At 65.1% G+C, this 25,912-nt stretch carries 24 protein-coding genes; 17 read left to right on the top strand and 7 right to left on the bottom strand.

The features are described 5' to 3' along the window. The first annotated feature begins 57 nt into the window (after positions 1-57). Complete coding sequence (lpdA, locus tag DVS29_RS04535; protein ID WP_118179241.1) at positions 58-2,109, top strand: dihydrolipoyl dehydrogenase; 2,052 nt, start codon at positions 58-60, stop codon at positions 2,107-2,109. A 441-nt stretch (positions 2,110-2,550) separates the two neighbouring features. Here the strand turns inward: lpdA and DVS29_RS04530 are convergent, their stop codons facing one another. Further along, positions 2,551-3,114, bottom strand: a complete 564-nt coding sequence (locus DVS29_RS04530; protein ID WP_118179240.1) for a phasin family protein — start codon at positions 3,112-3,114, stop codon at positions 2,551-2,553. 779 nt (positions 3,115-3,893) lie between these two features. Here DVS29_RS04530 and pbpG point away from each other — a divergent pair. Continuing rightward, positions 3,894-5,069, top strand: coding sequence for a D-alanyl-D-alanine endopeptidase (pbpG, locus tag DVS29_RS04525; RefSeq protein WP_118179239.1), 1,176 nt, complete (start codon positions 3,894-3,896; stop codon positions 5,067-5,069). A 109-nt stretch (positions 5,070-5,178) separates the two neighbouring features. Here the strand turns inward: pbpG and DVS29_RS04520 are convergent, their stop codons facing one another. Next, positions 5,179-6,000 carry an IclR family transcriptional regulator gene (locus tag DVS29_RS04520; RefSeq protein WP_118179238.1) on the bottom strand — a complete coding sequence of 274 codons (822 nt, stop codon included), beginning with the start codon at positions 5,998-6,000 and terminating at the stop codon, positions 5,179-5,181. A gap of 190 nt (positions 6,001-6,190) precedes the next feature. Here DVS29_RS04520 and DVS29_RS04515 point away from each other — a divergent pair, with 190 nt between their 5' ends. The 12 genes from DVS29_RS04515 to iscX all read left to right on the top strand — a co-directional run bounded on the left by DVS29_RS04515 (position 6,191) and on the right by iscX (position 15,591). Continuing rightward, positions 6,191-6,913, top strand: coding sequence for a (Fe-S)-binding protein (locus DVS29_RS04515; protein ID WP_118179237.1), 723 nt, complete (start codon positions 6,191-6,193; stop codon positions 6,911-6,913). A gap of 95 nt (positions 6,914-7,008) precedes the next feature. Continuing rightward, positions 7,009-8,442: a lactate utilization protein B gene (locus DVS29_RS04510; protein ID WP_118179236.1), complete on the top strand. Its 1,434-nt coding sequence runs from the start codon at positions 7,009-7,011 to the stop codon at positions 8,440-8,442. Between the two features lie 204 nt (positions 8,443-8,646). Beyond that, positions 8,647-8,889 carry a hypothetical protein gene (locus tag DVS29_RS04505; RefSeq protein ID WP_240655457.1) on the top strand — a complete coding sequence of 81 codons (243 nt, stop codon included), beginning with the start codon at positions 8,647-8,649 and terminating at the stop codon, positions 8,887-8,889. 168 nt (positions 8,890-9,057) lie between these two features. After that, on the top strand, positions 9,058-9,459 hold the full coding sequence (locus DVS29_RS04500) for a low molecular weight protein-tyrosine-phosphatase (RefSeq protein WP_118179235.1): 402 nt from the start codon (positions 9,058-9,060) through the stop codon (positions 9,457-9,459). A gap of 94 nt (positions 9,460-9,553) precedes the next feature. Then, positions 9,554-10,084, top strand: coding sequence for a Fe-S cluster assembly transcriptional regulator IscR (gene iscR / locus DVS29_RS04495; protein ID WP_118179234.1), 531 nt, complete (start codon positions 9,554-9,556; stop codon positions 10,082-10,084). Positions 10,085-10,165: 81 nt separating this feature from the next. Then, a complete protein-coding gene (locus DVS29_RS04490; RefSeq protein ID WP_118179233.1) occupies positions 10,166-11,389 on the top strand; it encodes an IscS subfamily cysteine desulfurase in 1,224 nt (407 codons plus the stop codon). Positions 11,390-11,500: 111 nt separating this feature from the next. Beyond that, positions 11,501-11,932, top strand: coding sequence for a Fe-S cluster assembly scaffold IscU (iscU, locus tag DVS29_RS04485; protein WP_118179232.1), 432 nt, complete (start codon positions 11,501-11,503; stop codon positions 11,930-11,932). 6 nt (positions 11,933-11,938) lie between these two features. After that, positions 11,939-12,262 (top strand): iron-sulfur cluster assembly protein IscA, encoded by a 324-nt coding sequence (gene iscA / locus DVS29_RS04480; RefSeq protein ID WP_118179231.1) that lies wholly within the window; start codon positions 11,939-11,941, stop codon positions 12,260-12,262. Positions 12,263-12,398: 136 nt separating this feature from the next. After that, positions 12,399-12,926: a Fe-S protein assembly co-chaperone HscB gene (gene hscB, locus DVS29_RS04475; RefSeq protein ID WP_118179230.1), complete on the top strand. Its 528-nt coding sequence runs from the start codon at positions 12,399-12,401 to the stop codon at positions 12,924-12,926. 76 nt (positions 12,927-13,002) lie between these two features. Then, positions 13,003-14,874 (top strand): Fe-S protein assembly chaperone HscA, encoded by a 1,872-nt coding sequence (gene hscA, locus DVS29_RS04470; RefSeq protein WP_118179375.1) that lies wholly within the window; start codon positions 13,003-13,005, stop codon positions 14,872-14,874. 162 nt (positions 14,875-15,036) lie between these two features. Then, positions 15,037-15,378, top strand: coding sequence for an ISC system 2Fe-2S type ferredoxin (fdx, locus tag DVS29_RS04465; RefSeq protein ID WP_118179229.1), 342 nt, complete (start codon positions 15,037-15,039; stop codon positions 15,376-15,378). A gap of 15 nt (positions 15,379-15,393) precedes the next feature. Next, entirely contained in the window at positions 15,394-15,591 is a 198-nt protein-coding gene (iscX, locus tag DVS29_RS04460; protein WP_118179228.1) for a Fe-S cluster assembly protein IscX, read from the top strand. Positions 15,592-15,777: 186 nt separating this feature from the next. Here the strand turns inward: iscX and DVS29_RS04455 are convergent, their stop codons facing one another. The 5 genes from DVS29_RS04455 to DVS29_RS04435 form a co-directional block, all read right to left on the bottom strand. Further along, positions 15,778-16,545, bottom strand: coding sequence for an outer membrane lipoprotein (locus tag DVS29_RS04455; protein WP_118179227.1), 768 nt, complete (start codon positions 16,543-16,545; stop codon positions 15,778-15,780). Between the two features lie 346 nt (positions 16,546-16,891). Beyond that, complete coding sequence (gene lysS / locus DVS29_RS04450; RefSeq protein WP_118179226.1) at positions 16,892-18,421, bottom strand: lysine--tRNA ligase; 1,530 nt, start codon at positions 18,419-18,421, stop codon at positions 16,892-16,894. Between the two features lie 130 nt (positions 18,422-18,551). Next, positions 18,552-19,656, bottom strand: a protein-coding gene (prfB, locus tag DVS29_RS04445; RefSeq protein ID WP_118179225.1) for a peptide chain release factor 2 whose coding sequence is annotated in 2 segments (ribosomal slippage) — positions 18,552-19,574 and positions 19,576-19,656 — 1,104 coding nt in all. Because the reading frame shifts where the segments join, the coding sequence is not laid out codon by codon here. A 129-nt stretch (positions 19,657-19,785) separates the two neighbouring features. After that, positions 19,786-21,501: a single-stranded-DNA-specific exonuclease RecJ gene (gene recJ / locus DVS29_RS04440; protein ID WP_118179224.1), complete on the bottom strand. Its 1,716-nt coding sequence runs from the start codon at positions 21,499-21,501 to the stop codon at positions 19,786-19,788. Positions 21,502-21,583: 82 nt separating this feature from the next. Then, positions 21,584-22,753, bottom strand: coding sequence for a regulator (locus DVS29_RS04435; RefSeq protein WP_118179223.1), 1,170 nt, complete (start codon positions 22,751-22,753; stop codon positions 21,584-21,586). Positions 22,754-23,048: 295 nt separating this feature from the next. On the opposite strand from DVS29_RS04435, the gene DVS29_RS04430 reads away from it, so the two are divergent. The 3 genes from DVS29_RS04430 to DVS29_RS04420 are packed head-to-tail and all read left to right on the top strand — an operon-like array spanning position 23,049 to position 25,873. Further along, positions 23,049-24,302 (top strand): lipoprotein-releasing ABC transporter permease subunit, encoded by a 1,254-nt coding sequence (locus DVS29_RS04430; RefSeq protein ID WP_118179222.1) that lies wholly within the window; start codon positions 23,049-23,051, stop codon positions 24,300-24,302. Next, the gene (gene lolD / locus DVS29_RS04425) at positions 24,295-25,035 is read left to right on the top strand and encodes a lipoprotein-releasing ABC transporter ATP-binding protein LolD (protein ID WP_118179221.1); all 741 of its coding nucleotides are present in this window, start codon (positions 24,295-24,297) and stop codon (positions 25,033-25,035) included. Before DVS29_RS04430 ends, lolD begins: the two co-directional genes overlap by 8 nt. A gap of 49 nt (positions 25,036-25,084) precedes the next feature. After that, positions 25,085-25,873 (top strand): TatD family hydrolase, encoded by a 789-nt coding sequence (locus tag DVS29_RS04420; protein WP_118179220.1) that lies wholly within the window; start codon positions 25,085-25,087, stop codon positions 25,871-25,873. Positions 25,874-25,912 lie beyond the last annotated feature (39 nt).

Here is a 25,912-nt window from a genome sequence, read left to right as displayed (position 1 = left end):
GTGGACTGGTTCTTCGTTTCCTCGCTTCACCACGATCAATAAGAGAAGGGGACACTAATGAGTCTCGTCGAAGTGAAAGTGCCGGACATCGGTGACTTCAAAGACGTCGATGTCATCGAAGTCAACATCAAACCGGGCGACGTCATCGAGAAAGAACAAGCCCTCATGACGCTCGAATCCGATAAAGCCTCCATCGAAGTGCCCAGCGATACCGCCGGCACCGTCAAAGAGGTCAAGGTCAAAGCCGGTGATAAGGTTTCCGAAGGTTCCGTCATCGCTGTCGTCGAATCCTCCGGCGACGCGGCTGCGCCTTCGCCCGCACCGGCGCCGGCTGCTGCTCCGGCTGCTTCCGGTGGCGGCGTCCAGGAAGTGAAGGTGCCGGATATCGGCGACTACAAGGACGTGCCGGTCATCGAAGTCGCGGTCAAGGTTGGCGACAAGGTCGAGAAAGAGCAATCGCTCGTCACGCTCGAATCGGACAAGGCAACGATGGATGTGCCGAGCCCGGCGGCCGGCGTCGTCAAGGAACTGAAGGTCAAGGTGGGCGATACCGTATCCGAAGGTTCGGTGATCGTGCTGCTCGAAGGCGCAGGCGCTGCGGCGAAACCCGCGGCCGCACCGGCGCCCGCGCCGGCTCCGGCTGCGCAGAAGTCCGCTGCACCCGCGCCGCAGGCTGCCAGCTACTCGGGCAGCGCCGACATCGAGTGCGAAATGATCGTGCTGGGCTCGGGCCCGGGCGGCTACTCGGCGGCGTTCCGCTCAGCGGACCTCGGCATGAAGACGGTGCTCGTCGAGCGCTATGCAACGCTCGGCGGCGTGTGTCTGAACGTCGGCTGCATTCCGTCGAAGGCGCTGCTGCACACCGCACTCGTGATCGACGAGGCGGCGGCGCTGTCGCATCACGGCATCACGTTCGGCAAGCCTGAGGTCAATCTCGACAAGCTGCGCGACTTCAAGTCGGGCGTCGTCAAGAAGCTGACGGGCGGTCTCGCCGGCATGGCGAAGGCGCGCAAGGTCGAAGTGGTGACGGGCACCGGCTCGTTCGTCGGTCCGAACCATATGGAAGTGCAAACGGAAAGCGGCAAGAAGGTCGTCAAGTTCCAGAAGGCGATCATCGCGGCCGGTTCGGAAGCGGTGAAGCTGCCGTTCATGCCGAACGACGATCCGCGCGTGATCGATTCGACCGGCGCGCTCGAACTGCGCCAGATTCCGCAGCGCATGCTCGTGATCGGCGGCGGCATCATCGGCCTCGAAATGGCGACGGTGTACTCGACGCTCGGCGCGCAGATCGACGTCGTCGAAATGCTCGATGGCCTGATGACGGGCGCGGACCGCGATCTCGTGAAGGTCTGGGAGAAGTACAACAGCAAGCGTTTCGCGAACGTGATGCTGAAGACCAAGACCACCAAGGCCGAAGCGAAGGAAGACGGCATCTACGTGAGCTTCGAGGGCGAGAAGGCGCCGGCTGAGGCACAGCGTTACGACCTCGTGCTGGTGGCGGTGGGCCGCAGCCCGAACGGCAAGAAGATCGGCGCCGAGAAGGCGGGTGTCGCCGTCACGGATCGTGGCTTCATCGATGTCGACAAGCAGATGCGCACGAACGTGTCGCACATCTACGCGATCGGCGACATCGTCGGTCAACCGATGCTCGCGCACAAGGCCGTGCACGAGGCGCACGTCGCGGCGGAAGCGGCGCATGGCGAGAAGGCCTACTTCGACGCGATGCAGATTCCGTCGGTGGCGTACACGGATCCGGAAGTGGCCTGGGCCGGCAAGACCGAGGACCAGTGCAAGGCCGAAGGCATCAAGTACGGCAAGGCGGTGTTCCCATGGGCCGCGTCGGGCCGCGCGATCGCGAACGGCCGCGACGAAGGCTTCACGAAGCTGCTGTTCGACGAAGAGACGCATCGCGTGATCGGCGGCGGCATCGTCGGTCTGAATGCGGGCGACCTGATCAGCGAAGTGTGCCTCGCGGTCGAGATGGGCGCGGATGCAACGGATATCGGCAAGACGATCCATCCGCACCCGACGCTCGGCGAATCGATCGGCATGGCGGCCGAACTGTACGAAGGCGTGTGTACGGACCTGCCGCCGCAAAAGAAGAAGTGACGCGCGTGGCGGCGTGACGTGGCGCCATGAGCGTGAGGCGATTGCATCGAGCGGTCGCCTCGCGTTGCTGATGTCAGGACGCCGCGATCGCGCCCGCTACGAGCGATAACCGCTGCCGCAAAAAACAACGGCGCATTCTGTGATGAGCAGAATGCGCCGTTGCTGTTTTTACGTTGCCGCGCCCAAAAAAATCCCGGCCTGAGCCGGGAGGAACGATACGCTGTCCACGTATCGGAGCGTTCGGTTGCACAAGGCGGATGTCCGCCGCACAACGCTGTGGCTCCACGGCGTCGCCTGCCAGACGGCCTGATCGAGTCAGGTCGTCGAAAAGCAAGGGGCAGGCGATGGGGGGTGTTTCCGACGCGCGGAAACGCGAGAAAGATCTCGCGTTTCCGCTGCGGCAACCGGAGCAGATCCGGCGCCGCGGGGTGCAGCGAAGGCTTAGGCCGTTGCCTTCTTCGTTGCGCGCGAAGCTTGCGCGGCAGCCTTCGTTGCAGCGGCAGCAGCTGCGTTGAAGTTGCTTTCAGCGATTTCGACAGCTTGCTTCGTTGCCTTGTGAACCGTTTCGTACGTCGTGTTCGCAGCGGTGATCGCCGACTTCATCACGGCAACAGCCGTTTCCGAACCAGCCGGTGCGTTCTTCGCGACGTTTTCGACGAGCGCCTGCACCTTGCGGTTCTGCTCTTCGTATTGCGCTTCAGCAACACGCGAGAACTCGGCTTGCGTGGCCGACGCGATTTCATACAGGTGACGGCCGTACGACAGAACCTTCTCGGCAACCGGCTGCACGAGGCCAGCCTGCAGCGCGAGCAGTTCCTGCGCGTCCTTCACGGACAGCGCGCGTTGCGCGTTTTCCTGCGATTCCGCGATCGTCGACTTCACGACTTGCAGATTCAGCTCGACGAGCTTTTCGACGCCTTCGAACGCCTTGTTCGTGAGACCGAAAAGGGTTTCGAGGTTGGCTTTCTGTGCGGCGGCGATTTGCTCGGGGGTCAGCAGAGTCATGACTTACGCTCCTGGAGTACAGTCCGTCTCTCGCGGACTGATGGGTTAAGGCAGAAAGGTGCCCTGTACGAGGCTGCGATAAGCATGGTGCGTCGCAGCAATGGTTGCTATTTTAGGATGGCCCGCGCGAATGTCAAGAATTTTTTGTGCGTCGCACAATCGTTCGAAAGCGGAGCAAAAACAACGATTTATGAAGCGGTTGCGCCATAGCGCATAGGTCCGTGTTTTCCCGGATTGCACCGTCGCGGTGCGTGCTGCACCGCCATCCGATGATCGGCATTGCGGGTGTCGCGCTGATGACAGAAGGCAGCTGGATGCGGCTTTCGGGCCCTGAAAACCCAGTTTGCATCGCGTGTAAACCGACAACTGTCATTGAACGTTAATGCAGGACAGCAGTCGAACGCGCGTCTTGCGGAATCCGCAGCGGGCGCTTAAGACGCGTCTGCCGAGCGATTCAGGCGTTTCGTGCGAGCATGGCGAATTTGCTGGATCGCCTGCGCTGCGCTCCGCTCCGCGCCAACCCTATGGTTGTAATCCCCGGTCAAGAACCCGGTGACTTTGCCGTTATGCGAATTGGCAGGTCCATTTCATGCATGGCAGGGGCGCCGTTGAGGCGGCTAGCTGATTGTTTTTTTCGATTGAGCTGCCGAGTCTATCGGCTCTCGCAATGACCGCTGACATTCCGGTTTAACGAGGTCGGGTAAGTGCTTAAATTTGCTAAATTTTCGTTGTTTTACTACACTGGGCGGGAAAATCCCGTCGCTGCCACCAGAACACCAATGAAAACCGACCTGTTTTCGTCGCTGAAACTGATCCAGGGCGCCGCTTTCGGCACCGCGCTGTCGTACGCCGCGTCCGCGATCATCGCCGCGACGGTGGCCGCCCCTGTCGATGCTTACGCCGCTACTCCGACGAAAACGGAGAAGAAGGGCGAGCACGCCAAAGTCGTCCGCAAGGCCCCCGTGCATGCAACCGGCAAGGTCGCCGCCAAGTCGTCGAAGGCTGCGGCGAAGACGGCCGCCGCCGATCCGGAAGATGCCCCCCATGCGAAGAGCCGCCACAAGCGCGTGAGCTATGTGATGGGCGCGCACCACCGCGCGGCCGTCAATCGCGTCGCGTTCGAACCGCGGTCGCCGTCGGTCGGCGAGGCGTTCGGCCTGCACGATACGCCCGACCAGCTGATGCTGCGTTCGAGCGTCGCGTACGTGGTGGACCAGAATTCGCTCGATCCGCTCTTCGACAAGAACTCGCACGCGGTGGTGCCGATCGCGTCGATCAGCAAGCTGATGATGGCGATGGTCGTGCTCGATTCGAAGGCGCCGATGACCGAGATGATCGAAGTAACGGACGCCGATCGCGACTACGAGAAGAACACCGGCTCGCGTCTGTCGGTCGGCTCGGTGCTGTCGCGTGAAGACATGCTGCACATCGCGCTGATGGCGTCGGAAAACCGTGCCGCGGCAGCGCTGTCGCGCTACTACCCGGGCGGCCGCCCGGCCTTCATCGCAGCGATGAACGCGAAGGCCAAAGCGCTCGGCATGACGGACACGCACTTCGAAAACTCGACGGGTTTGACGAGCCAAAACGTCTCAACCGCGCGCGATCTCGTGAAGATGGTCAACGCGGCGTACCAGTACCCGATGATCCGCAAGTTCTCGACCGATCACAGCTACGACGTGTTCACGGGCAAGCGCAACCTCGCATACAACAGCACGAACGCGCTGGTGCGCAATCCGACGTGGGACATCGGTCTGCAGAAGACCGGCTTCATCAACGAAGCGGGCGAGTGCCTCGTGATGCAGGCTACCATCCACGGTCGTCCGGTGATCATGGTGCTGCTCGATTCGTCGGGCAAATACTCGCGCTTCGCCGACGCCACGCGTCTGCGCACGTGGCTCGACAATGGCGGCGATCAGCGCATCACGAGCGCGGATGCGGGCGGCGCGGGCACCTGAGCCTCCGCCTCGCTGCAAACGGAATAAGAAAAGCCCCGTGAATGCGGGGCTTCTTGTTTCTGGCGGATTCGGTACCCGATGGCGCCGCGTGCGAGCCGCTACCGCACGCCTAATGCGCGTGCGCCGCGCCGGCGCCGCTTCCATTCGCCGGCGTCGCCAGTTCCGGCCGGTAACCGAGCGACTCCGAAATCACCAGCGCGGTCTGGCTCAACTGCCCGAGCCACGAGTCCTGCAGACGGTCCGCCGGCGCGGACAGCGACAGCCCGGCGACAAGCTTGCCGGTGTCGTCGTAGATGCCGGCCGCGATACAGCGCACGCCCAGCTCCAGCTCTTCATTGTCGCGCGCGCACGCCTGCTGCCGCACGAACGCAAGTTCGCGCTCGAGCTTGGCGAGGTCGGTGATGCTGTTCTGCGTGTGGCCCGACAGGCCCGTGCGGGTGGCGTAGGCGCGCACGCGGTTCGCTTCGTCGGCGGCGAGGAAGAGCTTGCCGACCGAGGTCAGGTGCAGCGGCGCACGGCCGCCGATCGCGCGGACGACCTGCATGCCCGAGCGTTCCGAGTACGCACGTTCGATGTAGACGATCTCGTCGCCCTGGCGCACCGACAGGTTCACCGTCTGGCCGGTGGCGCGATGCAGTTCGCGCATCGGCGTGAGCGCCGCGTCGCGCACCGACAGGCGCGCCTTCACGAGGTTGCCGAGTTCGAGCAGGCGCATGCCAAGCCGGTACGTGCCCGGATCCGAACGATCGACGAGCCGGCACGTGACCATGTCGTTCAGGATGCGGTGAGCCGTGGATGGATGCAGCTCGGTGCGCTGCGCGAGTTCTTTCAGGCTGACGGGGTCGGTATGCGCGGCGAGGGCGTCCAGCAGCCGCATCATGCGTTCGATCACCTGGATGGAAGTCTTGGGATCCGGGTTCGTGTCGCTCATGGGAATCGTTTGACGCGTCAAAGAGCGTAAGGATAGGCGATTGTATCTCGTATAGTGAAAAAAGCGAACGGCGGTTGCGCACCTTTGAGGTCTCTCTCGAATTGTGAGACAAGAACGCCCCGGCGCGCCAGGCGTTGGAGTTGTGCTGCAAACAGCGGATAATCAGGGACGTTTTTTCGGAGGAGCAGCCATGCGAGTCGGATTGTTCGTCACCTGCCTGATTGATCTGATGCGCCCGGAAATCGGTTTCTCCGTGATCAAGCTGATCGAGCGCGCGGGCTTCGAGGTGGTGGTGCCACCCGCACAGACGTGCTGCGGGCAACCCGCCTACAACTCCGGCGACCGCCGGCTCGCCCGCGATCTCGCCGACAAGACGCTGCGCGAGTTCGAGCAGTTCGACTATGTCGTCGTGCCGTCCGGATCGTGCGGCGGCATGATCCGCGCGCACTACGCCGACCTGTTCCGCGACGATCCCGAACTGACCGGCCGGCTTGCGCGCCTGCGCCCGCGCGTGTTCGAGCTGACGGAATTCCTCGCCGACGTCGCGAAGGTATCGCTGGAGGCGATCGGCTTCGAAGGCAGCGTCACGTATCACGATGCCTGCTCGGGGCTGCGCGAACTCGGCGTGAAAGCGCAGCCGCGCGCGCTGCTTGCGCAGGCGGGCGTCGCCGTGACCGAGATGACCAGCTGCGAGCACTGCTGCGGCTTCGGCGGCACGTTCGCGGTCAAGTACGGCAACATCTCGACCGCGATCGTCGACGAGAAATGCGACAACATCCGCGCGAGCGGCGCGAACGCGGTCGTGCTTGGCGACCTCGGCTGCATGCTGAATATCGAAGGGCGGCTGCGCCGCACCGGCGACACGACCACGCGCGTGCTACATATCGCGCAGGTGCTTGCCGGCGACGTTTGAGCGGCGTTCTCCAAGGCGCGCCGTCGTGCCGCGCCTCACAGAAAGAAGCCGGAAACGCTCCGTTACCCCACGCCACTCATCTCGCAGGCCAGCCCATGCAAGTCCAGTCGATGCAGTTCAAGCCGCGCGCGGGACAGAAGCTCGCGGACCAGCGTCTGCAGCAGAACCTGAAGAAACTGTCGTCGAAGTTCGTCGCGGGCCGCGCGAGCGCGATCACCGCGATCGATTTCGAAGCGACCCGCAGCGCGCTGAAGGAGCGCCGCAACCGCGCGCTCGAGAATCTCGACGTGTGGATCGAGGCGTTCGAACGCGAGGCGACGCGGCGCGGCGTGACGGTGCTGTTCGCTGAGACGACCCAGGACGCGGCGCGGCTCGTCGCGGACATCGCGCGGCAGCACGACGTGAAGAAGGTGATCAAGACGAAGTCGATGGTCACCGAGGAAATGCGTCTGAACGAAGTGCTCGGCGAGATGGGCGTGCAGTCGATCGAGACCGACCTCGGCGAATACATCCTGCAGATCAACGATGCCGAGCCGCCTAGCCACATCATTGCGCCCGTCGTGCACAAGGACAAGGACGAGATCGCCGACCTGTTCGCCCGCACCCACGCGCGCCCGCGGCTGACCGAAATTCCCGACATGACGCGCGAGGCGCGGCTCGTGCTGCGGCCGCATTTTCTGTCGGCGGACATGGGCGTGACGGGCGGTAACTTTCTGGTTGCCGAGACGGGCTCCGTCGTGCTCGTCACGAACGAAGGCAACGAGGGCATGTGCACGGTGATGCCGCGCGTGCACGTCGCGGTGACGGGCATCGAGAAGGTGCTACCGACGCTCGAGGACCTGGCCACCGCGATGCGCCTCCTGCCGCGCTCGGCGACGGGTCAGGCGACCTCGAACTACTTTTCGCTGCTGACCGGGCCGCGCGGCGCCGACGACCAGGACGGCCCCGAGCACATGTACGTGGTGCTGGTCGACGGCGGTCGCACCGGGCTCATCGGCAGCGAGTTTCAGGAGATGCTGCGCTGTATCCGCTGCGGCGCGTGCATGAACCATTGCCCGGTGTACCAGAAGGTCGGCGGCCATGCGTATGGCTGGGTGTATCCGGGCCCGATGGGCTCGGTGCTGACGCCGAGCTATGTCGGCCTCGACAAGGCGCTCGACCTGCCGCAGGCCGCCACGCTGTGCGGCGAGTGCAATAGCGTCTGCCCGGTCGGCATTCCGCTGTCGGACCTGCTGCGCAAGCTGCGCGAGAAGCAGGTCGAGCGGCGGCTGCGGCCGTTCTCCGAGCGCGCCGCGCTGGCCGCCTGGGGCTTCCTCGCGATGCGTCCCGCCGCCTACGCGCTCTTCACGAAACTCGCGGTGCGGATGCTCGAGATGCTCGGCGGCAAGGCCCACGCCATCTCGAAGCTGCCGCTCGGCGGAGGCTGGACCGATACGCGCGACCTGCCGGCGCCGGTCGGGCGGACCTTCCGCGAACTCTACGCGGCGCAGCGCAGCCATACGGACAGCTCGGCGCGCCGGTATCACTGAACGGGCGGTGGATCCGGATCTTGCCGTGCATCCGCCGCCGACCATCCTGACGCTCATCGTTGATGTGCAATCGCAGCGACTATGTCGATTCGTGCAACGCAGTGTGTTGCCGGACAGGCTTTTTCCGCGTTGCTGCATTGCATAAAATTATCCGTGGGGAAAGTGGGTCATGTGCCCGCGTGATCCCAAGCACGGAGAACAACGATGAAAACCAAAATCCTGACCTGGTGGCCTGTGGCCATTGTGCTGGTACTCGGTATCGCAGCGTGGGTGCGATCGGCGGACGATCTGTCGTCGCGCGCGCAGCCGATGCCGCTCGCGGCGAACGCGCTGACGGCGGAGCTTGCCCGCACGGTGTCGTACGGGTTCGTGAGCGACGCGTCGGAGGCAGCGGTGAAGCCGATGCCCTCCAGCGGCTCGATGAGCGCACCTGCTGCTGCGCTTTAAGCGGCAACGAGCGGGGCGCTCAGTGCCTCGCTGATTCGTCACGCGCCTTCAGGCCGTGAGACCACGGCCGCGAGACCCTCCGCTGCAAGCCCTCCGGCGCCAAATTCCAACCGTTTGTATAATCGCCGCACCCTTTTTTACAACCGCGGCGCATCGCCGGTTTTTCCGATGAAATCCATCGCGATCTGTTTTGTCTGTCTGGGGAATATCTGCCGCTCCCCGACGGCGGAGGGCGTGATGCGCGATCAGGTGGCGGCCGCGAAACTGGGTAACCGCATCGAGATCGATTCGGCGGGCACCGGCGGCTGGCATATCGGCGCGGCGGATTTCGAGCGCTTCGACCTGCTGATCGCGATGGACGATGCGAACGTCGCCGCGCTCACGCGGATCTGCCCGCCGGCCCATCGCGACAAGATCCGCCTGCTGATGGAGTTCGATCCGCAGGCGGACGCCCGCGAAGTCGTGGATCCGTACTTCGGCGACGATGGCGGGTTCGAGGCGGTGCTGGACCAGTGCGAGGCGGCCTGCCGCGGACTGCTCGCGGGGCTGCGCGGCCAGCTCGCGAATTAAGCAGATAACCCATCTGTCACCGTGGATACTTGACTAAAACTCTCATGTATTTATACTTGACGAAAATTGTCGAGAATTGCGGTTCCCCAACATCATGAGACTCACCACGAAAGGCCGGTTCGCCGTCACGGCGATGATCGACCTGGCATTGCGCCAGGAGCAGGGCCCGGTGACGCTGGCAGGTATCAGCCAGCGCCAGCACATCTCGCTGTCTTATCTCGAGCAGCTGTTCGGCAAGCTGCGTCGCCATGAGATCGTCGAGTCGGTACGCGGTCCGGGCGGCGGTTACAACCTCGCGCGGCGCGCGGAAGACGTCACGGTGGCGGACATCATCATCGCCGTCGACGAACCGCTCGACGCCACCCAGTGCGGCGGCAAGGGCAGCTGCGAGGGCACCAAGCAGCACGACGGCCACTGCATGACGCACGAGCTGTGGTCCACGCTGAACCAGAAGATGGTCGAGTATCTGGACTCGGTGTCGCTGAAGGATCTGGTCGATCAGCAGCGGGCGCGTGAAGGCGCGCCGGCGGTGCTGCGCGATCGCCGCAGCGAGGCGCCGCCGGTCGAACCGACCCGCGTGGCGCCGAAGGGTCCGAATTCCGTTTTCAACATGGCGAGTTCCTGATCCGCGCGGCGCGCCGGTCATGCTGGCGCGCAAAGAACGCGGACGAGTTCGGCCAGAGCATCGATGTCCCCGGAGCAATTGATGAACAACGATATTCCCCACCTGCCCATTTACATGGACTACAGCGCCACGACCCCGGTCGATCCGCGCGTGGTGGACAAGATGATTCCGTATCTGCGCGAGCAGTTCGGCAACCCGGCGTCGCGTAGTCACGCGTACGGCTGGACCGCGGAACGCGCGGTCGAGGAAGCGCGCGAGCAGGTCGCCGCGCTCGTGAACGCGGACCCGCGCGAAATCATCTGGACGTCGGGCGCGACCGAATCCGACAACCTCGCGCTAAAGGGCGCCGCGCGCTTCTACAAGAGCAAGGGCCGGCACCTGATCACGGTGAAGACCGAGCACAAGGCCGTGCTCGACACCACCCGCGATCTCGAGCGCGAAGGCTTCGAAGTCACGTACCTCGACGTGAAGCCCGATGGCCTGATCGATCTCGACGCATTCAAGGCGGCGCTGCGCCCGGACACGATCGTCGTGTCGGTGATGCATGTGAACAACGAGATCGGTGTGATCCAGGACATCGCGACGATCGGCGAAATCTGCCGTGAAAAAGGCATCATTTTCCACGTCGACGCGGCGCAGGCCACCGGCAAGGTCGAGATCGACCTGCAGAAGCTGAAGGTCGACCTGATGTCGTTCTCGGCGCACAAGACCTATGGCCCGAAGGGCATCGGCGCGCTGTACGTGCGCCGCAAGCCGCGTGTGCGGATCGAAGCGCAGATGCACGGCGGCGGCCACGAGCGCGGCATGCGCTCGGGCACGCTGGCCACGCACCAGATCGTCGGCATGGGCGAAGCGTTCCGTATCGCGCGCGAAGAAATGGCCACCGAGAACGAACGCATCCGCATGCTGCGCGACAAGCTGCTGCGCGGCCTGCAGGAAATCGAGGAAACCTATGTGAACGGCGACATGGAACAGCGTGTGCCGCACAACCTGAACATCAGCTTCAACTTCGTCGAAGGCGAGTCGCTGATCATGGCGGTGAAGGACGTTGCGGTGTCGTCGGGTTCGGCGTGCACGTCGGCTTCGCTCGAGCCGTCGTACGTGCTGCGCGCGCTCGGCCGCAACGACGAACTCGCACACAGCTCGATCCGCTTCACGGTCGGCCGTTTCACGACGGAACAGGACGTCGACTACGTGATCAACCTGCTGAAGGGCAAGATCGCGAAGCTGCGCGACCTGTCGCCGCTGTGGGAGATGCACAAGGACGGCATCGACCTGACGACGATCCAGTGGGCCGCGCACTGATCGCGCCGTTCAAGGGCGCACGGCTCGAAGGAAACGAACGCACGCATTGACGGTCGACGCGCACGGAAGCACGAGCGTCGAACTACCGAACAGAATTGAAGGAGTGCAATCATGGCTTATAGCGACAAGGTGCTGGACCACTACGAAAACCCGCGCAACGTCGGTTCGTTCTCGAAGGACGACGAGACGGTCGGTACGGGCATGGTCGGCGCGCCGGCCTGCGGCGACGTGATGAAGCTGCAGATCCGCGTGGGCGCGGACGGCGTGATCGAAGACGCGAAGTTCAAGACCTACGGTTGCGGTTCGGCGATCGCGTCGAGCTCGCTCGTCACCGAGTGGGTGAAGGGCAAGACGCTGGACCAGGCGCTGTCGATCAAGAACACGCAGATCGCCGAAGAGCTCGCGCTGCCGCCGGTGAAGATCCACTGCTCGATCCTCGCGGAAGACGCGATCAAGGCAGCGGTCGCCGACTACAAGCAGCGTCACGGCGCGGCTGCACCGGCAACTGCATCCGCCACGGGCGCGAACGAAGCAACGGCGTAACGCGATATGGCCATTACGTTGACCGAAAAAGCGGCACAGCACGTGCAAAAGTATCTGACCCGGCGCGGCAAGGGTATCGGGCTGCGGCTCGGCGTGCGCACCACCGGCTGCTCGGGGCTCGCGTACAAGCTGGAGTACGTCGACGAGCTCGCCACGGAAGACCAGGTGTTCGAGAGCAATGGCGTGAAGGTCATCGTCGACCCGAAGAGCCTTGCGTACATCGACGGCACCGAACTCGACTTCGCGCGCGAAGGCCTGAACGAAGGCTTCCGCTTCAACAACCCGAACGTGAAAGACGAGTGCGGGTGCGGCGAGTCGTTCCGGGTGTAACGCCGCCACGAGCGGACAAAAGGCGGCGTGTGCCGCCTTTTTAGTTTGTGCGGCGTAGATTGAACTGCGGCTCGCTGCGCGAGATCGCGGATCGCCGCGGCGGCACTTCAATCGCAACACAGCAACGAACATTGTCATGGCCTCGCTGAAAGACAGCCACTTCGACCTGTTTCATCTGCCCGCGCGGTTTTCGATCGATGCGGACGCGCTCAACGATGCGTATCGGACCGTGCAGGCGCAGGTGCATCCGGACCGCTTCGCGGCCGCCGGCGACGCGCAGAAGCGCATAGCGATGCAATGGGCGACGCGCGCGAACGAGGCCTATCAGACGCTGCGCGATCCGCTGAAGCGCGCGCGTTATCTGCTTTCGCTGCGCGGCGTCGACGTCGGCGCGGAGAACAACACCGCGATGGAGCCGGCGTTCCTGATGCAGCAGATGGAATGGCGCGAGAGCATCGAAGATGCCGCCGCGGCGAAGAACGTCGATGCGCTCGATGCATTGCTCGGCGAACTGCGCGACGAAGAACGCGTGCGTTTCGAGCGGCTCGGCAAACTGCTCGACAGCGGCGCCGATCAGGCTGCCGGCGAAGCGGTGCGGCAACTGATGTTCATCGAGCGGGTCGCGCACGAAGTGGGCGCGCAGATCGAAAGGCTCGACGTTTAGAGGCAGCAGACGCAGCACCGAACAGATGAACGAGCCGCGCGCGTGCGCGGCGAACGAACTCCCTACGAAGATCACGATGGCTTTACTGCAAATCTCCGAACCCGGCATGGCGCCCGCGCCGCATCAACGGCGGCTCGCGGTCGGCATCGATCTCGGCACGACAAACTCGCTGGTCGCCGCGGTGCGCAGCGGCTCGCCGGACGTTTTGCCCGACGAGGATGGCCACGTGCTGCTGCCGTCGGTCGTGCGTTACCTCGAAGAGGGCGGGCGGCGCATCGGCCGTGCGGCGAAGGCCGAGGCGGTCATCGATCCGCGCAACACGATCGTTTCGGTGAAGCGTTTCATGGGCCGCGGCAAGAGCGAAGTGGAGGGCGCCGAGAATGCGCCTTACGACTTCGTCGATGCGCCGGGCATGGTGCAGATCCGTACTGTCGACGGCGTGAAGAGCCCGGTCGAAGTGTCCGCGGAAATTCTCGCGACGCTGCGTCAGCGCGCGGAAGACTCGCTCGGCGACGAACTCGTCGGCGCGGTGATCACGGTGCCCGCGTACTTCGACGAAGCGCAGCGTCAGGCGACGAAAGACGCCGCACGGCTCGCGGGCCTCAATGTGCTGCGTCTGCTCAACGAACCGACCGCGGCCGCGATCGCCTACGGGCTCGATAACGCGGCCGAAGGGCTGTACGCGGTGTACGACCTGGGCGGCGGCACCTTCGACCTGTCGATCCTGAGGCTGACCAAGGGCGTGTTCGAAGTGCTCGCGGCGGGCGGCGACTCGGCGCTCGGCGGCGACGATTTCGATCATGCGCTGTTCCGCCACGTGCTCGCCACAGCTGGCATCGAACTGCAGTCGCTCGCGCCCGAAGACGTGCGTCTGCTCCTCGACAGCGTGCGCAACGTGAAAGAAGCGCTGTCGGCCGAACCGCATGCGCCGCTCGCCGTCACGCTCGCGAACGGTACACGCCTCGATCAGACGATCGACGAAGCGACCTTCGCGCAGCTGACTGAAGCGCTCGTGCAACGCACGCTCGGCCCCACGAAACGCGCACTGCGCGACGCGAAGGTGACGCCCGCGGACATCAAGGGCGTGGTGCTGGTTGGCGGCGCGACGCGGATGCCGGTGATCCGGCGCGCGGTCGAGGCGTTCTTCGGCCAGCCGCCGCTCACCAATCTCGACCCGGATCAGGTCGTCGCGCTCGGCGCAGCGATCCAGGCCGACCTGCTCGCGGGCAACCGCGGCGGCGATGGCGACGACTGGCTGCTGCTCGACGTGATCCCGCTGTCGCTCGGCGTGGAAACGATGGGCGGCCTCACCGAGAAGATCGTGCCGCGCAATTCGACCATTCCGGTCGCGCGCGCGCAGGATTTCACCACCTTCAAGGACGGTCAGACCGCGATGGCGATTCACGTCGTGCAGGGCGAGCGCGAGCTCGTCTCCGATTGCCGTTCGCTCGCGCGCTTCGAGCTGCGCGGCATTCCGCCGATGGCGGCCGGCGCCGCGCGGATTCGTGTGACCTATCAGGTTGATGCGGATGGCCTGCTGTCGGTGTTCGCGCGCGAGCAGCTGTCGGGCGTGGAGGCGTCGGTGGTGGTGAAGCCGTCGTATGGACTCGCCGACGCCGATGTCGCGCGGATGCTCGAAGACAGCTTCAAGACCGCCGAGATCGACATGCGCGCGCGTGCGCTGCGCGAGGCGCAGGTCGAAGGGCAGCGGCTGATCGAAGCGACGCATGCGGCGCTCGCCGCCGACGGCGAACTGCTCGACGACGCGGAACGCGCGCAGCTCGATACGCTCGTCGTGGCACTGCAAGGCGTCGTGCAGGGCGACGACGTGGATGCGATCGAAGCAGCGACCAAAACGCTCGCCGAAGGCACCGACGAATTCGCCGCGCGCCGCATGGACAAGGGCATTCGCCGCGCGCTTTCAGGGCGCAAACTCGACGAGATCTGAGCGCGATCCTGAAAGGCTCGCCGAAGCTCGATCGAACATGGACGGCAAGGGTCGCGCAACGCGGGGAAAACTGCGTCGACAGCGCGCAAGCCGCCAGTAAAATGACATGGCACGTCGCCCTGATGGACGCGGCGGCCGTGGTCCCAGACTAACGGAAACTGTATGCCTCAAATCGTTGTGCTGCCTCACGTCGAACTGTGTCCGGAGGGCGCGGTAATCGACGCCGTGCCGGGCAAGAGCGTCTGCGACAACCTGCTCGACAACGGCATCGAGATCGAGCATGCCTGCGAGAAGTCGTGCGCGTGCACGACCTGCCACGTGATCGTGCGCGAGGGCTTCAATGCGCTCGAGCCGTCCGAGGAAGACGAAGACGATCTGCTCGACAAGGCATGGGGACTGGAGCCGGAATCGCGTCTATCCTGTCAGGCGATGGTGCCCGAGGATGCCGACCTCGTCGTCGAAATCCCGCGCTACTCGATCAATCACGCGAAGGAAAATCACTAACAGGAGCGAGCTGCCATGAAGTGGACCGATACGCAGGACATCGCGATGGCCCTGACGGACACGCACCCGGACGTCGATCCGCAATACGTGCGTTTCACGGACCTGCATCGCTGGGTGACGGAACTCGAAGGCTTCGACGACGCGCCCGACAAATCGAGCGAACGGATTCTCGAGGCGATCCAGGCCGCGTGGATCGAGGACGCGGATTATTGATGCTCCGATTGCCGCAGGTGCGCGAGGGTGACGTCCACCGCGCGTACGACGGCGCTCGTTGTCCGTGACGTGAAAAAGGCGACCCATGCGGGTCGCCTTTTTCGTTTGCGGGCCTGGGTTTGTGGGCCGCTTCGCGAGCGAGCGTCGGTGTGGCCCACTCGCGAAGGCGCCACAGCGGTCACGCGATCAGCCAGCCACCAGCGTGCCGTTCTGGATCCGCACGCGTTCGCCCTGCTGGAACGGCGGCGCTTCGTGATACGTGAAGTAGCGCGTGCGGCCGTTTTCCATATGCACGCGCACCGAATAGACCGTCGTGCTGCGCACGTGCTTTTCGACCGCGTTACCGGCAAAGCCGCCGCCGACCGCGCCGAGAATCGTCATCGCGGTACGGCCGCCGCCGCTGCCGAACTGGTTACCGACCACGCCGCCGGCCAGCGCGCCGCCCACCGCGCCGATGCCGGTACCGTGGCCTTCCTGCCGCTGCGCCGAGATGCCCTCGACGACGCCGCACGACGAACACACCGCCGCGGGTGCAGGAGCCTGCTGCGCGTACTGCGGCTGCTGTGCGTAATTAGGCTGTTGCTGCTGCGGGTAGGGCTGTGCCGGCACCTGCTGGGCCGTCTGCGGCGCGGGCTGTTCAGGCTGCTGCGGTTGGGCTTGCGCCTGTTGCTGTTGAGCCTGCTGCTGCGCCGCTGCCGCCTGTTGCTGCTGCAACTGGGCCTGCTGCTGCGCATTCGTCCCCGCCGGCGCGGCCGAATCCACAACCGGTTGCGACGACGCGATGATCGGCGCGCCGGTGGTCTGATCGGATTGAGCGCTGGTGCTGGATGCCTTCGGGAACACGCCGGTGATCGCGGCGGTCGCAGCGAGGCTCGCGACGATCACGGCGCCTGCGGCGGTCGCGATCAGCGGGTGAAGTCGTTTCGGTGAGCGTGGTTCGTTGATGTTGTCCATTTCGTGCCTCCGTCTTGGCAGAGTCGGTTCGATCGGTCTGGCAGACCGTCAAACCGTACTGTCGGACAAACCTCGAATGTAAGCTTATCTATTTGTAACAAGCTTTATGCCAGCGCACCGCGGCGATCCCGCAGGAAGTATCGAACGGCCAATGGGCGCGGCCTTCAATGGTGTCGCAACAAATGCCGGATGCAAGTCGCACCGGCATGGCGCGTGCAGCTTTTACCCATAGTTACAAATGATCAACGCGACCAACGGACAGGCAGCGTTGCGCTGCGCCGATCGTGCGATGGCGGTGTCCGGCGTCGGCATAGCGCAGCGCCGGACACGTCTCAGAGCGCCGCCTTTAATCTTCGCGACGCAGATGCGGGAACAGGATCACGTCGCGGATGCTGGGGCTGTCGGTCAGCAGCATCACGAGGCGGTCGATGCCGATACCGCAGCCACCCGTCGGGGGCATCCCGTATTCGAGCGCGCGGATGTAGTCGGCGTCGTAGAACATCGCTTCCTCGTCGCCGGCGTCTTTCTGCTCGACCTGCTTCTTGAAGCGCGCGGCCTGGTCTTCCGGATCGTTCAGTTCCGAGAAGCCGTTCGCGATCTCGCGGCCGGTGATGAAGAGTTCGAAACGCTCGGTGATGTTCTCGAGCGAGTCCGATGCGCGCGCGAGCGGCGACACTTCGATCGGGTAGTCGATGATGAAGGTCGGCTCCCACAGCTGCGATTCCGCCGTTTCCTCGAAGAGCGCGAGCTGCAGCGAACCGACGCCCGCGTTCAGGAACGCCGGCTGGTTCGTATCGACGCCGAACTTCTTCAGCTCGCTGCGCAGGAATGCGGTATCGGACAGCTGACCGTCCGTGTATTGCGGCGCGTATTTCTGGATCGCCTGGGTGATCGTCAGGCGATGGAACGGCTTGCCCAGATCGAGCTCGCGGCCCTGATAGGTGATCGTCGCGGTGCCGAGCGCGTCGACTGCGGCCTGGCGGATCAACTGTTCGGTGAAGTCCATCAGCCAGCGGTAATCGGTGTACGCGGCGTAGAACTCCATCATCGTGAATTCCGGATTGTGGCGCGGCGACACGCCTTCGTTCCGGAAGTTACGGTTGATCTCGAACACGCGCTCGAAGCCACCGACGACGAGCCGCTTCAGGTACAGCTCCGGCGCGATGCGCAGGAACATCTGCATGTCGAGCGCGTTGTGATGCGTGACGAACGGCTTCGCCGCGGCGCCGCCCGGAATCGGGTGCAGCATCGGCGTTTCGACTTCCATGAAGTTCGCGTCCGACATGAAGCGGCGGATCGACGACATCGCCTTCGTGCGCGCCTGGAAGGTTGCGCGTGCTTCCGGCGTGACGATCAGGTCGACATAGCGCTGGCGGTAGCGCGTTTCCTGGTCGGCGAGGCCATGGAACTTGTCCGGCAGCGGACGCAGCGACTTCGACAGCAGGCGCAGCTCCGTGCAGCGCACCGACAGCTCGCCCTTGTTGGTGCGAAAGAGCTGGCCGCGCGCGGCGACGATGTCGCCCATGTCCCACTTCTTGAAGGCCTCGTACGCCGTTTCGCCGACGTCGGCCGGCGTAATGAAGAACTGGATCTGGCCCGAGCCGTCGCGCACCGTCGCGAAGCTCGCCTTGCCCATCACGCGCTTCAGCATCATGCGGCCCGCGATCGCGACGTCGAGCGGTTTCGCTTCGAGCGCGTCTTTATCCGCTTCCGCGTAATCCTTCTGCAGATCGGCGGCGTGGTGGGTCGGGCGGAAATCGTTCGGGTAGGCGACGCCTTGCTCGCGCAGCGCACGGAGCTTCTCGCGGCGTTCCGCGATGATCTTGTTGTCGTCCTCCGGTGCTCCGGCTGCGTTCGGTTGGGTCGGTTCGGTCATGATGGTTCGGTAGTCGTGGCCGCGCGAGCGATGCGCGGCGGGAAAGCCAGGGTGATGCTGCGTGCTTGGGTTTGCGACAGTATGAAACCGCGCGGCAGCCCGTGATGAGAGGCGGCCGCGCGTCGACGCGTCAGATGCCCTGCTTGAGACTGGCGCTGATGAACGCGTCGAGATCGCCGTCGAGCACGCTCTTCGTGTTGCTGATTTCGACGTTGGTGCGCAGATCCTTGATGCGGCTGTTGTCGAGCACGTACGAGCGGATCTGGTGACCCCAGCCCACGTCCGACTTGCTCGACTCGAGCTTGTCCTGCTCGGACTGGCGCTTGCGCATCTCGGCTTCGTAGAGACGCGATTTCAGCATCGCCATCGCTTCGGCGCGGTTACGGTGCTGCGAGCGGTCGTTCTGGCACTGCACGACGATGCCGCTCGGCATGTGCGTGATCCGCACCGCCGAATCGGTCTTGTTGATGTGCTGGCCGCCGGCGCCCGACGCGCGGAACGTATCGATGCGTAGATCCGCCGGGTTGACTTCCACTTCGAACGAATCGTCGATTTCCGGATACACGAACACCGACGAGAACGACGTATGACGGCCGCCCGACGAATCGAACGGCGACTTGCGCACGAGGCGGTGAATGCCGGTTTCGGTGCGCAGGAAGCCGTATGCGTATTCGCCTTCGACCTTGATCGTCGCGCTCTTGATGCCGGCCACGTCGCCTTCCGACTCTTCGAGCACTTCGGTCTTGAAGCCCTTGCGTTCGCAGTAGCGCAGGTACTGGCGCAGCAGCATCGACGCCCAGTCGCACGCTTCGGTGCCGCCCGCGCCCGCCTGGATGTCGATGAACGCGTTGTTCGGATCGGCCGGGTTCGAGAACATCCGGCGGAATTCCATGTCCGCGACGCGCGCCTCTAGTTTGCCCGCGTCTTCCTCGCACGCGACGAAGGTGTCGTCGTCGTTTTCCTCGCGCGCCATCTCGAACAGGTCCTGCGTGTCCTGGAGATCGGCTTCCAGCGCGTTCAGCGTGCCGACGACGCCGTCGAGCAGCTTCTTTTCCTTGCCGAGCGCCTGCGCGTGCTTCGAGTCGTTCCAGACGTCAGGGTCTTCGAGTTCGCGATTGACTTCGATCAGCCGTACTGCCTTGGCGTCGTAGTCAAAGATACCCCCGTAGCTCGCCCGCGCGCTGGCGCAGGTCCGCGAGAGTACTTTCGAGCGCGTTGAGTCGTTCCGCTTCCATGTCGATCGTTCGTGGCTTCGTCAAAAGACGAAATTATAGCCGATCGAGGGGCGAATCCGGGCCGGGAAGGGGTGGCCGGAGCCGAGGAACAGCGTGGATTGCACGGGATTTCGCGCGGAATCTCACACCTCAAGGCGCCGCGTGCTCGACGATCAGCTGCACCCGCGACACGCCGTTCCATGTGTCGCTCGTCAGGCGATACGCCAGCACTGCGCGGGCGGGCAGCGTGTCCGTGTGGTTGAACCAGATCGCGTTGAAGCGCTGGCGGCCGCGCATCAGCTGCAGCTTCAGGTGCTTGTCCTTCACGAGCGCCTGCGACATCACGTCGAATTCGCCCGAAAATACCGGCGCCGGAAAGCCCTGGCCCCACACGGCCGCGTCGATCAGCTGCACGAACTGCGGCGTGAAGTACGCGTCTTCCAGATCGCCGTCGGTCTCGACGATACGCGCGAGCGTGTCTTCCGTCAGCCATTCGCGGCCCACCGCTTCGAACGCGGCGGTGAAGCGCGGCACGTCCGCGGCGCTGATCGTGAGGCCCGCCGCCATCGCATGGCCGCCGAAGCGGTGAATCAGGCCCGGCTCGCGTTTCGATACGAGATCGAGCGCGTCGCGCAGGTGGAAGCCGGGAATCGAGCGGCCCGAACCCTTGACGGTCTCGCCGCTGTCGTCGGCGGGCGCGAACGTGAACGACGGGCGGTTGAATTTCTCCTTCAGCCGGCCCGCGACGATCCCGATCACGCCCTGATGCCACGCCGCGTTGAAGAGGGTGATGGTGGTGCGCGACGTGAGATCCGTCGCGTCGATCGAGGACAGATCGGCGAGCGCCTGCTGCTGCATGCCCGCCTCGATTTCGCGCCGCTCGCGGTTCATCGTGTCGAGCTGCTGCGCGAGCGCCCACGCGCGGCCGACGTCGTCCGTCGTCAGGCATTCGATGCCGAGCGACATGTCGGACAGCCGTCCGGCGGCATTCAGGCGCGGCCCGAGCCCGAAGCCGAGATCGAACGCGGATGCCACGCGCGCGTCCCGGGCGGCCGCGCGAAAGAGCGCCGCGATGCCCGGCTGCATGCGTCCGTTGCGGATCCGCTGCAGGCCCTGCGCGACCAGCACGCGGTTGTTGCCGTCGAGCTTCACCACGTCGGCGACGGTGCCGAGCGCGACGAGATCGAGCAGGCCGTCGAGCCGCGGCTCGGGACGCGCGTCGCCGAACGCGCCGCGCGCGCGCAGTTCCGCGCGCAGTGCGAGCAGCACGTAGAACATCACGCCGACGCCCGCGAGGCACTTGCTCGGGAACGTGCAGCCCGGCTGGTTCGGATTGACGATCGCGCGTGCGACCGGCAGCGTGTCGCCGGGCAGGTGGTGGTCGGTGACGAGCACGTCGATGCCGAGCGCGTTCGCCGCCTCGACGCCTTCGACGCTCGCGATGCCGTTGTCCACCGTGATCAGCAGGTCGGGCTTGCCCAGCGGCCGGGACGCCGCGAGCTCGACGATCTCGGGCGTGAGTCCGTAGCCGTACTCGAAGCGGTTCGGCACCAGGTAGTCGACTTTCGCGCCGAACATCCGGAGGCCGCGCACGGCAACCGCGCAGGCGGTTGCGCCGTCGCAGTCGTAGTCCGCGACGACCAGCATCGAGTGGTCCTGTTCGAGCGCATCGGCGAGCAGCGCGGCGGCGGCGTCGCAGCCCTTCAGGCCGGCCGGCGGCACGAGGCGCGCGAGCGCCGTTTCGATCTCGTCGGGCTGGCAGACGCCGCGCGATGCATAGAGGCGCGCGAGCACCGGATGCAGGCCGTGGCGGACCAGCGCTTCGGCGTCGGCGGGAGAGGCGGGGCGCGTAACGATTCGGGTCATGCGGTCAGGCCGGAAAGCGGAAGGGTGTTCATGGAGTGCGCGCGCATCGTTTGCATCGTTTGCATCGTTCGCGTCATTTGCGTCATTCGATCAGCAGCGATGCGAGCATCCGCCGCCGCCAGAACTTGCGCAGATCGCCGCGCGTGATGTCGAGCGTGACGGAGCCGGTGTCGCCGCACAGCGTGATGCCGAGTTGCGCGAGCTTGCCTGTTTGCAGCGCGTCGAGCGCGGGCGCGAACCAGTCGCGTTCGAGCGCGTGGGCTGCGGCATTCCAGCTTGCCCAGTCCTGCGAAATGAACGGCACCGAGAACGGATCGAGTTCGACGAGCGTCGCGCCCGTTGCATCTGCGCGCGTTGCATCTGAATGGCCAGCTTGGTTCAATGCGGCGAACGTCGCGGGCGGCGCGCCTGCGGGCGTGCTGGCCGCAAGCGCCAGACCGCGGGTCGCGGCCGCGTCGGACAGCACCCGCGCGAACGGACTCTTCACCGGCTGCGCGGCGCCCTGCGCATGGAACCAGATCGAGTTGACGGCGGGCAGGCCGCGCGCTTCGCGCGCCTCGTTGACCGGGTGCTGGAACCAGGCCATCTGCACTTCGTTCTGCAGCTTCATCCACGCGCGCGAGCGTTCGCCGGACTTCGCTTCGTGCGGCAGCCAGATCTCGATGTTGCGGCCGCTCGCGCGCAGCGGCGACGCGCCCGCGAGCGTGCCGAGCGACGCGCTCGACAGATACCAGCGGCGCGGCTGCGGTGCTTCGATCCGTACGCCCATTTCCTCGATCAGCGGACGCGCGACGGCGAACAGCGCGGCGGCTTCGTCGTCGGCGAGTTCGAGCGCGGCGGGATCGATCAGCACGAGGTGGTCATGCGCGATCCGCACGTGCACCGGCTGCACGCAGGCCCACACGGCGTCGCCCGGCTCGCCGCCGTCCGCGCGCAGCATATACGGCGCGAGCGGCGCTTCGTCGTCGGCGCCGCCGCCGTTCAGCGCGGATGACGCGCCGGCAGGTGCATTCGCGGCCGCGCTGGTTGCCGCATGCGCCGGCACCGCGCCGAACTGGCGCGCGACCCAGCGCTCGTGCGGCAGCGTGCGCTGGAAGTCTTCACCGATCACGCGTTCGACGAGCGTCGCGCGAGCGACCAGCCGGTCGAGCGCAGGGCTGTCGAGATGGTGCAGCGCGGTGGATGCATCGGCTGCGGCGGGCAGCGCGAAAGGCAGAAGGAGATGCAGACGGCGAGGCAGGTTGGCGGGCATGGTGCTGCGCGTTGGCGTGATGGACCGCATTGTATACGCTCGCGGCATCCGGCCCGTTCCCGGAGCGGCAGGGCATTGTGTGGCAAACTTCGCGCTTGATCGGAGCGCATCGCGCGGTTCGAAAGAGGTGGTAACGCGGTTGGCAGTGGCCGCCCAGGCGCCTTTCCGGAACCATTCGGTGTGCGCGGGCGCCCAACGATCATCGCGACAGGCACGCGCCACGGGACGATCGCACGATAAGCGCCAGACCGACACCTGCAGTCGCAGTCAGCAGATCAATGCAGAAAGGATTCGCTTGAAATTTCCCTACGAATGGCAGATTGGCTGGCGCTACACGCGCGCCGGCAAACGCACGACCGGCAATGGCTTCATTTCCTTCATCGCGCTCGTGTCGATGTCGGGCATTGCGCTCGGCGTCGCGGCGCTGATCGTCGTGCTGTCGGTGATGAACGGCTTCCAGAAGGAAGTGCGCGACCGCATGCTGTCGGTGCTTGCGCACGTCGAGATCTTCTCGCCGACGGGTTCCATGCCGAACTGGCAGCTCACCGCGCAGGAATCGAAGCAGAACAAGGAAGTGATCGGCGCTGCGCCGTACGTCGACGCCCAGGCGCTGCTCACACGCGCCGACTCGGTGAGCGGCGTCGCGCTGCGCGGCGTCGAGCCGTCGCTCGAACCGCAGGTGTCCGACATCGGCAAGGAAATGAAAGCAGGCAGCCTGAACGCGCTGACGCCGGGCGACTTCAACATCGTGCTCGGCGCCGACCTTGCCGCGAACCTCGGCGTGCAGGTGGGCGACCGCATCACGCTCGTCGCGCCGGAAGGCTCGATCACGCCGGCCGGCATGCTGCCGCGCCTGAAGCAGTTCAACGTGGTGGGGCTCTTCGAGTCCGGCCACTACGAGTACGACAGCACGCTCGCACTGATCAACATCCACGACGCCGAAGTGCTGTTCCGCCTGCCCGCGCCGACCGGCGTGCGGCTGCGCCTGAAAGACATGCAGCGTGCGCCGGAAGTCGCGCATCAGCTGGCGGGCACGCTGTCCGGAGACCTGTACATACGCGACTGGACGCAGCAGAACAAGACGTGGTTCTCAGCCGTGCAGATCGAGAAGCGCATGATGTTCATCATCCTCACGCTGATCATCGCGGTGGCGGCGTTCAACCTCGTGTCGTCGCTCGTGATGACGGTGACCAACAAGCAGGCGGACATCGCGATCCTGCGCACGCTCGGCGCGCAGCCTCGCTCGATCATGAAAATCTTCGTCGTGCAGGGCGTGACGATCGGCTTCATCGGCACGGCCACCGGCGTCGCGCTCGGCTGCCTGATCGCGTGGAGCATTCCGTGGCTCGTGCCGCAGATCGAGCATCTGTTCGGCGTGCAGTTCCTGCCGCCTTCCGTGTATTTCATCAGCGAGCTGCCGTCGGAGCTGGTGGCGAGCGACGTGATCCGCATCGGGTTGATCGCGTTCGCGCTATCGGCCGTCGCAACCTTGTACCCGAGCTGGCGCGGCGCGAAGATCCGCCCGGCGGAGGCGCTGCGCTATGAATGATCGTTCCACTCCGCAAGCCATGTCCGACGCCGCCGCGCTCCATCCGTTCGTACTCGAAGCCACCCATATCTCGAAGGCATTCGTGCAGGGCGGCCTCAACGTGCCGGTGCTGAACAACGCGGAGCTTTCGGTGCGGCGAGGCGAGAAGCTCGCGATCGTCGGTGCGTCCGGCTCGGGCAAGAGCACGCTGCTGCACGTGCTGGGCGGCCTCGACGAACCGAGCGCCGGCGCGGTGTCGCTGCTCGGCAAGCCGTTCACGAAGCTGTCCGAGCGCGAGCGCAACGATCTGCGCAACCGCGCGCTCGGCTTCGTCTATCAGTTCCATCATCTGCTGCCCGAATTCACCGCGCTCGACAACGTCGCGATGCCGCTGCGCATCCGCCGGATGCCGACCGAAGCCGCGCGCGCCGCGGCGCTCGAAACGCTCGACCGCGTCGGTCTCGCGCATCGCGCGAAACACCGGCCGGGCGAACTGTCGGGCGGCGAGCGGCAGCGTGTCGCGATCGCGCGGGCGCTCGTCACGAAGCCGGCCTGCGTGCTTGCCGACGAACCGACCGGCAACCTCGACGGCGGCACGGCGGACACGGTGTTCAACCTGATGCTCGAACTGTCGGCGACGCTCGATACGAGCTTCGTGATCGTCACGCACGATCCCGATCTCGCCGCGCGCTGCGACCGTACGCTGCGTCTGCGCGACGGCGTGCTGCACGAGGAGCCGCCGGTGCCGGTCTAGGCACACGTCATGCTGTTTTCGTTGCCAACCTGACTGGCGAGGCGCGCCGATGTGGATCGATACGCACTGTCATCTCGATGCCGGCGAGTTCGATGCGGACCGCGATGAGGTCGCCGCGTCCGCGCGTGCCGCGGGCGTCGCGCGGATCGTGATACCGGGCGTCGCGCGCTTCAACTTCGAGCGGGTTCGCGCGCTCGCCCATTCGCTCGATGGCGGCGCCTACGCGCTCGGCATCCATCCGCTCTTCACGCCGCAAGCCGAGGACGCCGATCTCGACGCGCTGCGCATGGAGATCGAGGCGAGTCTCGACGATCTGCGCTTCGTCGGCATCGGTGAGATCGGGCTCGACTACTTTGTCGTTGGGCTCGACGACGCGCGTCAGCAGTTTTTCTTCAACGAGCAGTTGCGGCTCGCCCGCGAGTTCGATCTGCCGGCGATCTGCCACGTGCGCAAATCGCAGGACCAGGTGTTGAAGGGCCTGCGCCGTCACCAGGTGCATCGCGGCATCGCGCATGCGTTCAACGGCAGTTTCCAGCAGGCGCAGGCGTTCATCGATCACGGCATGCATCTCGGCTTCGGCGGCAATCTGACGTTCGAACGCGCGAAGCAGATTCGCCGTCTCGCGACCCAGTTGCCGCTCGATGCGATCGTCGTCGAAACCGATGCACCCGATATCTCACCCGCGTGGCTTTATCGCGAACGCAATACGCCGGACCAGGTGCCTCGCATCGGCGCGATCCTCGCGGAACTGCGCAATCTCGATCCCGAAGCGCTCGCACTAGGCACAACGGCTAACGCTCACGCAGCGCTGCCGCGGCTCGCGCTTTTGTCCGCATAATCGTTTCGCGGTGGCCATTCCTGAGCATTCGTTCGCCGC

The sequence above is a fragment of the Paraburkholderia phosphatilytica genome, assembly GCF_003443895.1.
GTDB lineage: Bacteria > Pseudomonadota > Gammaproteobacteria > Burkholderiales > Burkholderiaceae > Paraburkholderia > Paraburkholderia phosphatilytica.
Note: the sequence above shows the minus strand (reverse complement) of the source record. Positions and strands in the feature narration are given on the sequence as shown.

Bases quoted from the DNA above. Each gene is read 5' to 3' on its own strand.
- hscA (WP_118179375.1), top strand. From the start codon at position 13,003: ATGGCTTTACTGCAAATCTCCGAACCCGGCATGGCGCCCGCGCCGCAT.
- lolD (WP_118179221.1), top strand. From the start codon at position 24,295: ATGAATGATCGTTCCACTCCGCAAGCCATGTCCGACGCCGCCGCGCTC.
- DVS29_RS04515 (WP_118179237.1), top strand. From the start codon at position 6,191: ATGCGAGTCGGATTGTTCGTCACCTGCCTGATTGATCTGATGCGCCCG.
- DVS29_RS04420 (WP_118179220.1), top strand. From the start codon at position 25,085: ATGTGGATCGATACGCACTGTCATCTCGATGCCGGCGAGTTCGATGCG.
- DVS29_RS04435 (WP_118179223.1), bottom strand. From the start codon at position 22,753: ATGCCCGCCAACCTGCCTCGCCGTCTGCATCTCCTTCTGCCTTTCGCG.
- recJ (WP_118179224.1), bottom strand. From the start codon at position 21,501: ATGACCCGAATCGTTACGCGCCCCGCCTCTCCCGCCGACGCCGAAGCG.
- iscU (WP_118179232.1), top strand. From the start codon at position 11,501: ATGGCTTATAGCGACAAGGTGCTGGACCACTACGAAAACCCGCGCAAC.
- DVS29_RS04500 (WP_118179235.1), top strand. From the start codon at position 9,058: ATGAAATCCATCGCGATCTGTTTTGTCTGTCTGGGGAATATCTGCCGC.
- lpdA (WP_118179241.1), top strand. From the start codon at position 58: ATGAGTCTCGTCGAAGTGAAAGTGCCGGACATCGGTGACTTCAAAGAC.
- fdx (WP_118179229.1), top strand. From the start codon at position 15,037: ATGCCTCAAATCGTTGTGCTGCCTCACGTCGAACTGTGTCCGGAGGGC.
- iscR (WP_118179234.1), top strand. From the start codon at position 9,554: ATGAGACTCACCACGAAAGGCCGGTTCGCCGTCACGGCGATGATCGAC.
- iscX (WP_118179228.1), top strand. From the start codon at position 15,394: ATGAAGTGGACCGATACGCAGGACATCGCGATGGCCCTGACGGACACG.
- DVS29_RS04520 (WP_118179238.1), bottom strand. From the start codon at position 6,000: ATGAGCGACACGAACCCGGATCCCAAGACTTCCATCCAGGTGATCGAA.
- DVS29_RS04455 (WP_118179227.1), bottom strand. From the start codon at position 16,545: ATGGACAACATCAACGAACCACGCTCACCGAAACGACTTCACCCGCTG.
- DVS29_RS04505 (WP_240655457.1), top strand. From the start codon at position 8,647: ATGAAAACCAAAATCCTGACCTGGTGGCCTGTGGCCATTGTGCTGGTA.
- DVS29_RS04530 (WP_118179240.1), bottom strand. From the start codon at position 3,114: ATGACTCTGCTGACCCCCGAGCAAATCGCCGCCGCACAGAAAGCCAAC.
- lysS (WP_118179226.1), bottom strand. From the start codon at position 18,421: ATGACCGAACCGACCCAACCGAACGCAGCCGGAGCACCGGAGGACGAC.
- pbpG (WP_118179239.1), top strand. From the start codon at position 3,894: ATGAAAACCGACCTGTTTTCGTCGCTGAAACTGATCCAGGGCGCCGCT.
- iscA (WP_118179231.1), top strand. From the start codon at position 11,939: ATGGCCATTACGTTGACCGAAAAAGCGGCACAGCACGTGCAAAAGTAT.
- DVS29_RS04510 (WP_118179236.1), top strand. From the start codon at position 7,009: ATGCAAGTCCAGTCGATGCAGTTCAAGCCGCGCGCGGGACAGAAGCTC.
- hscB (WP_118179230.1), top strand. From the start codon at position 12,399: ATGGCCTCGCTGAAAGACAGCCACTTCGACCTGTTTCATCTGCCCGCG.
- DVS29_RS04490 (WP_118179233.1), top strand. From the start codon at position 10,166: ATGAACAACGATATTCCCCACCTGCCCATTTACATGGACTACAGCGCC.